We start from the raw sequence: 8,335 nt of genomic DNA, 5'->3' as shown, positions 1-8,335 counted from the left end.
CGTTATCGGACGCCCAGCAGGAGGCGAGACGTACCGGCAAACCGGTACTGGTCGAGCACCTCACGACCGAGGGTTCCCAGACTTTCGCCAATCCCAGCGGCACGCTGACCACGGACTCCGCAGCCACCGTGCAACGGGTCAAGAGCCAGGACGGAACCTGGCGGGCCGTGGACGCGACCCTGCGCACGAATTCCAACGGCACCGTGTCACCCGCGGTGGCGCCCGCAGAGCTCGAACTGTCCGGTGGCGGTACCGGCCCCATGGCCACCATGACCACGGACGACGGCAAGCGACTCTCCATCAGGGCGCCGTTCCCTCTGCCCAAGCCCTCCCTCGAAGGCAACAGCGCCCTCTACGCGTCCGTGCTCCCGGGCGTCGACCTCCGCCTGACCGCGAACACACTCGGCGGCTGGCGCCAGGTGCTCATCGTCCACACTCCTGAAGCCGCTGCGAACCCGGTGGTCAGGAAGCTGCGTCTTGAAGTCGACGCCGACGGCCTGAACGTGGGCTCGGACCGAGCCGGCAACATCACCGTCTCCGACAACGAGGGCAAGGTCCGCTTCTCCAGCCCGACCTCGCTGATGTGGGACTCCACCGAGGGAGGCACGGCCGGCACTTCGAAGGCGCCCTCAAGCCTGCTCAGGGCCTCGGGAGGGGACATCCCGCCGGTCCGCTCCACACCGGACGGCCCCGGCAGCGGAGCCGCCGTCGCTCCCATCAGCACGACCGCGAACAACGAGGCCATCGAGCTGGTTCCCGACCCCGCCCTGCTGAGCGAGGGCACCGGCCCCTGGTACATCGACCCGGGCATCACCGCCGACAGCACCCGGCAGGCATGGTCCCAGGTCCAGGAGGCCTACCCGGACATCAACCAGTTCAACGGGACGGACTACGGCCGGGACAAGCCGGCCACCGGCTACTGCGGCTACATCGTGGGCAACCCACCGTGTGACCAGGAAGGCCGCTCCCGGGCCTACTTCAAGATCGGGATCGACTCCGCGATCCACACCAAGGCGAACTACGAGGTCACCGTCCTCGACGCCCGCTTCTACGCCACGATCGTCTCGTCCTCCAGCCCGTCGACCAACACCCCGATGGGCCTGTACGCGACGCCCGTGATCGACAACCCGACGAGCTGGAACGACCAGCCGTGCGGGACCGGGTCCCGCATGGGCGGCTGCACCAAGCTGGGCGGCAGCGTCCCCGTTTCAGGGACCGGGGACATCTCCTTCGACGTCACCGCAACCATGCGTGCGGCTTCTCAGGGCGGATGGGACCACCAGACGTTCGGACTCGCCCCGGACGACGAGTACAACAAGTACTACCGTCAGCGGTTCAGCAACAACCCGCACGTCGTCGTCGAGTACGACGTCCGGCCGACCGTCTGGTGGCCCCGGACCCGGCCGACCCCGGGCTTCGCCAAGGACGGCACCTTCGACGACTGCCAGACCCGCGGCACCGCCAATCCCTGGGACAACCCGGGATGGGTCGGCGCCAACAACAACATCACCTTGACCACCTCCACGTACTCGGCCGTCGGCCGGCAGCTGCAGACGACCTTCAAGATCTGGGACGAGGACGACAACCAGAAGTCCGAACTGCGCACGACCGGCTGGAACAGCAGCTACGGCGAGGTCACCGCGGACGTGGGCCCGCGGACGGACGGGCACCTCTACGGCTGGCTCGCCTACACCACCGACGGAACGCTCACCAGCCCGAACACCGCGCTGTGCTACTTCCGGGTCGACCGTACCCCGCCCACCGCGAGCGTCACCTCCACCGACTTCCCCGAGTCCGGCACGATCGGCGCCCGGCCCAAGTACGCCGGCCAGGAGGGAACCTTCACTCTGACCGGCAGTGATCCGGCGCCCCCCAGCGGCGGCCGTTCCTCGGGGCCGGCGTGTGCACGGTGGACGACGGATCCGGTGCAGGCCACGGCAGCCAACTGGAACTGCACCGACTCCGGAGTCGTCCCCCTCACCGGCGGCAAGGCCACGGTCAGGATCACACCATCACGGTGGGGCACCAACTTCGTCTACCTGCAGACCCAGGACAACGCGGGCAACATGTCCCAGCCCTTCGTCTACAGCTACTACGCCCCGTCCAACCTCAGCGGTGCCGCCCCGGTGTTCGGCGACGTCACCGGTGACAAGCGGGCGGACATCCTGCTGCCCGACAACTCGGGAAACCTCCGAACCATCGAAGGCAAGGCCAAGGACACTGACCCCTCCACTGCGCCGAAGGCAGTGATCAAGGCGGCTCCGGGTGGTGCTGGCTGGAACAACCAGATCCAGCTCACGCACCGGGGCAGTACCGCCTTCAGGAGCGTGGACGACCTCTTCGTGCACAAGGAGCACAGCGCGGATCTCTTCCTGTACCAGAACGACGACCTGGGAGGACGCTTCGATGGCCAAGAGCCGCTCGAGGTGGCGAAGCCCACGGGATGTGTGAACACGAGTTACGGCGCCATCGGATGTGCCGCGAACGGCTACGGTGCGGATTGGTCGAAGGTCTCGAAGATCGCCGCCTTCGGCGGTGCCCTGACGGGTGACACCGACACGACCCCCCAGTCCCTTCCCCGGACCTCGCTGCTCTTCGTCGAGGACGGCAGGCTCTGGCTCGGCACTGCCGGTGTGTCCCAACAACTCAACACCCGCGCGGTCCTGCTCTCGGCGAACGACACCCGCTGGGCCTCGTACGACCTGATCGCGCCGGGCCGCGCGAAGGGCACGAACTACCCGACCCTCTGGGCCCGCGGCGCGGACGGGAGCATCCACGCCTACGCTTTCGCCAACAACGGCACCGCGGAGGCACCCGTCTTCACCGGCTTGACGGACCCGGCCAAGGGCGTCGTCCCCGGCATCGACCTCGACCCCGTCGCCTACCCCCGTGTGGGCTCCGACGGCGACATCACCGGTGACGGCATCCCCGACCTGTGGGCCGTCGACACCAGGCAGCAGCTCGTCGCCTTCCGCGGAACCGGCACGGCCCCCAACGGCACCACGGTCCTGCACCCGACCGTCACCGGCTTCGACCCGACCCCGGTCTCCCTCGGCAACCTCAGCCGGCCCACCGCGCAGTGGAAGCTGATCGGTGACGACGCGACGGTCAGTCCCACGTCCGAGGTCACCTGGCCGACGGCCACCATCGGCGGTACCAGCACGCCGTACGCCGCCTTCAGCGGCAGCGGCTCCAGGGCCACCCTCGCCGGACCGGTGGTCGACACCCGCAAGAGCTTCACCCTCAGCTTCTGGACCAAGGCATCCGCCTCCAGCGGTGTCGCCGTATCCCAGGACGCCAACACTTCGAGCAGCTTCATGATCTACCCCGACGCCGCCGGCAAGACATGGGTGTTCGCCCTCGCCCGAGGGGACGCCGACGGCTGGAACTACGACTGGACCAGCACCGCCAACGACGCCAACCGTGTCATCCCCAACGCCTGGACACGGCTGACCGCCGTCTACGACGCGGGCACCGGGCAGATGCGCCTGTACGTCAACGGCGCCCTGGCCGCCACCGGCCAGCACAAGGCCACCGACAGCACTGCCCCCGTCGGCCCGCTCGTCCTCGGGCGCTACAAGAGGGACGGTCAGCTCGACACCGCCGGCGGCTACACCGGCGGCATCAGCAACCTCGCCCACTACTCCTACGCCGCAGCCGGCACCGCCCCCGGTTCGACCAGCCCGATCGCCCTCTCCGCCACGGCGACGGCCTGCGTCGACAACGACCGCGGCGGCTCCGACGACGGCAACGCCATCCAGATCTGGTCCTGCAACGGCACAGGCCCCCAGCAGTTCCACTTCCACCACGACGGCACCGTCCGCGTCCAGGGCAAGTGCCTCAACGCCGAGAACGCAGGCACCGGCGCCGGCACACCCATCCAGTTGTGGACCTGCAACGGCACACCTGAGCAGCGGTTCCTCCCGCGGGCCGACGGCAGCATCCGCAATCCGGTGTCCGGCCGGTGCCTCGACCTGCCCCAGGCCAACACCAGTCCCGGTGCCCGGGTGCAGCTCTGGGACTGCAACGGTACGGCCGCCCAGCGCTGGACCGTGCCCGCTCTCGGTACCGCTCCGCTTCCGGTGCCGACGCTGACCACGTAGGGCAGTCGGCAACCACGGAGCCCGGCCGGTATGCCACCGGCCGGGCTCCGTCGCGTTCCGGTTCAGAGGGACGTGCGGTACTCCTGGGGGCTCATGCCGCGGACTCGTTTGAAGGCCGTGGAGAGGGCGAAGGCGCTGCTGTAGCCGACTCGGCGGGCCACGGTGGCGACCGTGGCGTCGGGTTCGCGGAGGAGGTCGGCCGCCAGGGCGAGGCGCCAGCCGGTCAGGTAGGCCATCGGGGGTTCGCCGACCAGGGTGGTGAAGCGGCGGGCGAGGGAGGCTCGGGAGACGCCGGCCTTGAGGGCGAGTTCCTCGACGGTCCAGCCGTGGGCCGGGTTCTCGTGGAGCATGCGCAGGGCCGGGCCGACCACCGGGTCGCTCTGGGAGCGGTACCAGGCCGGGGCCCCGGAGTCGGGGGCGGACAGCCAGCCGCGCAGCACGCCGATCACCAGCAGGTCGAGCAGGCGGTCCAGGACGATCTCCTGGCCGGGCTCGTCCTTGTTCATCTCCTCGGCGAGGAGACCTATGAGGACGTTGCACGTGCTGTCTCCGGACCGGGCGACCAGGAGGGGTGGCAGTGCGCCGAGCAGGCGGCGGCCGATTTCGCCCGGGGCCTGGTAGATGCCGCTGAGCATGACCGAGGCGCCGGCGTCCTGGAGCCCGTCGCCCCAGGTACGGACGCCCAGCGCCATGGTGTCGGTGACGTCCTCGCCGGCGCCGGTGCTGCAGCGCTGGTCGGGGCCGACGGTGATCTGGACGGGCGTGTCCGGGGCGTCCGCGACGGTGTACGGGTCGGGGCCCCGTACGACGGCCACGTCGCCGGGCGCGATCCGCACCGGGGCCGCCCCGCCGTCGGGGAGCAGCCACGCCTCCCCGCGCACCATCGTCACCACCGACAGCGGGGCGCGGTCCTCGATCCGCAGCGCCCAGGGCGGGTTGAGGACGGACTTGAGGAGGAAGGCGCCGCGTGCCTTGGGGCCCTCCAGCAGGCCGGTGAGAGTGTCCATGCGGTCATCCTCGCCGAGGGGGGCGGGGTGGGGCCATGGTCCTGGCGCCCAAGGGCATGCGTACGCCGCTCACCGGGGCGTCGGCGGTTGCCCGGTCGGGCGGTTACCCGGTCGGGCAGTTGCCCGGTCGGGCAGTTGCCCGGTCGGGCAGTTGCCCGGTCGGGCAGTTGCCCGGTCGGGCAGTTGCCTTCTCGGGCGGTTACCCGGTCGCGGTCGCGCGGTTCGAGGGTCGAGGCGGTCGGCCACACGGCCTACGTCCGGATCACCGTATGCGGTCGTTCGTCCTGGATTTCCGCGGAGGCGCGCGTACGCGTCCGCACTTCGGCGAAAGATCTGGCTGCATGATGCGTCGTTGGTTCATCGCCGTCCTGGGTGCGCTGGTCCTCCTGGCACCCGGCTCGCTCACCCCGGCCTCGGGCGCGGCGGCCTCGGGCACCCCGGCCTCGGGTGCGCCGTCGGTCCCGTTGCGGGTCCTGACCCGCAACCTCTACCTGGGTGGCGATCTCGCGCCCGTCCTCGCCGCCACCGGCCCGCAGTCGCTCGTCGCCGCGGTGACCGCGGTGTTCGCGAACGTCCGGGCGACGAACTTCCCCGAGCGCGCGGAGGCGCTGGCCGACGAGATCGCCGACAGCGACCCCCATCTCGTGGGCCTGCAGGAAGCCGTGCTGTGGCGCAGCCAGACCCCCGCCGGGCCGGGACCCGCCACCCATGTCGAGTACGACTTCCTGGAGATCCTCCTGGACCGGCTCGCCGCCCGGGGCAAGCACTACGCGGCCGTGGCCGCCATCACCGTCGGCAGCGACTTCGAGGCCCCCCGGTCCACGCCCACCGGACTGCAGGACGTCCGGCTGACCGACCGCGACGTGCTGCTGGCGCGCACCGACCTGCCCGCCCGCGTCTTCTCCGTGGCCAATGCCCAGGCGGCCCGGTTCCAGGCCCATGTACCCGTCTGCCGCCCGACGTTCGGCTGTGTCCCGCCCGCCAACGTCCCCATCCGGGTCGAGCGCGGCTGGGTCGCGGCCGATGCCACCGTGAGGGGCCGCACCGCTCGTGTGGTCAGCACCCATCTGGAGCCGCTCTCCCGTACGGTCCAGGAGGCGCAGGCGGGCGAACTGCTCGCCGGCCCGCTGAACACCGCGCTCCCCACCGTGCTCCTCGGCGACCTCAACTCGGCCGCGGGCGGGGTGGGCGCCCAGCCGGAGACGGACACCCAGAGCTACGACCGCCTCCTGGCGGCCGGCTTCACCGACGCCTGGCGGGCCCGGCGGGGCCGCGACTCCGGATTCACCTGCTGCCAGGCGCCCGACCTGCGGAACTCCACCTCCGGTCTCACCCAGCGCATCGACTACGTGCTCTTCCGAGGTGACATCACCGCCCTGACGAGCCGGCGAGTGGGGCACGAGCCGGCCGACCGCACACCCTCGGGTCTGTGGCCCTCCGACCACGCCGGCGTCAGCAGCGTGCTGCGGCTGCGGCTGCGCTGAGCGGCCCGCGTCGGATTCAGATGCCGACGCCCAGGTTGCGGTGGATCTCCAGGGAGGCCGTGGAGCGGTTGAGGGTGATGTAGTGCAGGCCCGGGGCGCCCTCGGCGAGCAGACGACCGGCCATGGCGGTGGCGTACTCGACGCCGATGCGGTGGCCGGTCTGGGGATGGTGCCGGGCGGCCTCCAGGCGGGCGGCGAGCTCCTGGGGGAAGCGGGCGTTGGCCAGCTCGGCGAAGCGGGCGATCCGGTGGTGGTCGGTGACCGGCATGATCGTGGGGATGACCGGGGTCAGGCAGCCGACGGAGGCGAGCCGGTCACGGAACCGCAGGTAGTCCTCCGCGTGGAAGAACATCTGGGTGACGGCGTAGTCGGCGCCGGCCCGGCACTTGGCGGCGAAGTGCCGGATGTCATCGGTCCAGGAGGCGGAACGGGGGTGGCGTTCGGGGAAGGCCGCCACGCCGACCGTGAAGTCGCCGAGGCTCCGGACGAGCGAGACCAGTTCGTGGGCGTGGGTCAGGCCCTCTGGGTGCGGGGCCCACTCGGCGCGGGGGTCGCCCTGCGGGTCGCCGCGCAGCGCGAGGACGTCGCGGATGCCGGCGTCCGCGTACTGGCCGATGATGCGGCGCAGTTCGGCGACCGAATGGCCGACCGCGGTGAGGTGGGCGACGGGGCGGAGGGTGGTGTCGGAGGCTATCCGCTTGGTCAGTTCGACGGTGCGGCCGCGGGAGGAGCCGCCGGCACCGTAGGCGACGGAGACGAAGGACGGGGTGAGGGATTCGATCCGGCGGACGGTGTCCCACAGCGTGCGCTCCCCCGCGTCCGTTCTGGGCGGGATGAACTCGAAGGAGAACGACCGGCGGCCCTGGGCGAGCAGCTCGCGCACGCTGGGGCCGGCGCTCGGGACCGCAGCTGTCGTCGCAGTTGTCGTCGCAGCTGTCGTCACGGTCGTCGACGGGCGCGCGTTCGGGGTCGTGGTGGACGGGGCGGCGGCCAGGGCGGTCGCGGTTGCGGTCGCGGTCGCGGTCGTCATGGTCAGACTCCCTGGGTGTCGGTGTCCTGTCGGTGTCCTGTCAGTCGCCGTTCGGCGTGAAACAAGTACTCGGCGTGACTCGAGTATTGGCCTCCGTGTGCTGAATCGCGATCAGATTCCGTGATTCTTCGAGGTCGGAGCAACGGAGTCGCTCGAAATCGGGTCATACGGGCGGGGGCGTACGGACGACACGTACGCGCAGGTCCGGGGGGCGAAGAAGTGAAGCGGCGGGGCAGGATTGTGAGCTGGGCGGCGGCCGCGGTCGTGGTGGTGGCGGGCGGCGGGATCGGCGGGTACGTACTGTCCGATGACCTCCGCTCCGGTTTCGGCCTCCGCTTCGACCGTTCCGATGTGCGCGGCCGGTGGGGCAGTACGGAGGGCGGGGAGCTGCTCTTCGCGCCGAACGGCGACTTCACCGCGTACAACATCAGCCTCGACCCCGGATGCGATGCTCCGGGCAGCGGCCTCAGCCCGGAGCGCCGGGTGTCCGGCACCGGCCGCTGGACGTGGGCGGACGGCGCGGAGATCGTCTTCCGCCCGGCCGGGGAGGGCTTCCGGCCCTGCACGATCCGGGTGGCCCGGAAGGGCGGGAAGTGGTTCCGGCTCACCCATGACTCTGGCACGGGCGAGAAGTACCGGCGGGAGTCGCACCGTACGCCGCGCCAGTGAGCCGCCCGGTGTGCTCCTGCACACCGGGGGCACGCGTGCCGC

General features: G+C 71.0%; 5 protein-coding genes. 3 read left to right on the top strand and 2 right to left on the bottom strand.

Annotated features, from left to right (window positions below; translation table 11 throughout):
* The first annotated feature begins 128 nt into the window (after positions 1 to 128).
* Positions 129 to 4,103, top strand: a complete 3,975-nt coding sequence (locus tag ACGFQ9_RS23510) for a ricin-type beta-trefoil lectin domain protein (protein WP_393576245.1) — start codon at positions 129 to 131, stop codon at positions 4,101 to 4,103.
* A 62-nt stretch (positions 4,104 to 4,165) separates the two neighbouring features.
* Here ACGFQ9_RS23510 and ACGFQ9_RS23505 read toward each other — a convergent pair whose 3' ends face one another.
* Complete coding sequence (locus ACGFQ9_RS23505) at positions 4,166 to 5,110, bottom strand: AraC family transcriptional regulator (RefSeq protein WP_393576244.1); 945 nt, start codon at positions 5,108 to 5,110, stop codon at positions 4,166 to 4,168.
* 341 nt (positions 5,111 to 5,451) lie between these two features.
* Between ACGFQ9_RS23505 and ACGFQ9_RS23500 the strand changes: the two genes are divergently transcribed.
* Positions 5,452 to 6,594, top strand: coding sequence for an endonuclease/exonuclease/phosphatase family protein (locus ACGFQ9_RS23500; protein WP_393576242.1), 1,143 nt, complete (start codon positions 5,452 to 5,454; stop codon positions 6,592 to 6,594).
* 16 nt (positions 6,595 to 6,610) lie between these two features.
* Here the strand turns inward: ACGFQ9_RS23500 and metF are convergent, their stop codons facing one another.
* Positions 6,611 to 7,624, bottom strand: a complete 1,014-nt coding sequence (gene metF, locus ACGFQ9_RS23495) for a methylenetetrahydrofolate reductase [NAD(P)H] (RefSeq protein ID WP_393576241.1) — start codon at positions 7,622 to 7,624, stop codon at positions 6,611 to 6,613.
* A 240-nt stretch (positions 7,625 to 7,864) separates the two neighbouring features.
* Here metF and ACGFQ9_RS23490 point away from each other — a divergent pair, with 240 nt between their 5' ends.
* Positions 7,865 to 8,293 carry a hypothetical protein gene (locus tag ACGFQ9_RS23490; protein ID WP_393576240.1) on the top strand — a complete coding sequence of 143 codons (429 nt, stop codon included), beginning with the start codon at positions 7,865 to 7,867 and terminating at the stop codon, positions 8,291 to 8,293.
* Positions 8,294 to 8,335: the final 42 nt, after the last annotated feature.

The sequence above is a fragment of the Streptomyces sp. NPDC048603 genome (assembly GCF_043199475.1).
Taxonomy (GTDB): domain Bacteria; phylum Actinomycetota; class Actinomycetes; order Streptomycetales; family Streptomycetaceae; genus Streptomyces.
Note: the sequence above shows the minus strand (reverse complement) of the source record. Positions and strands in the feature narration are given on the sequence as shown.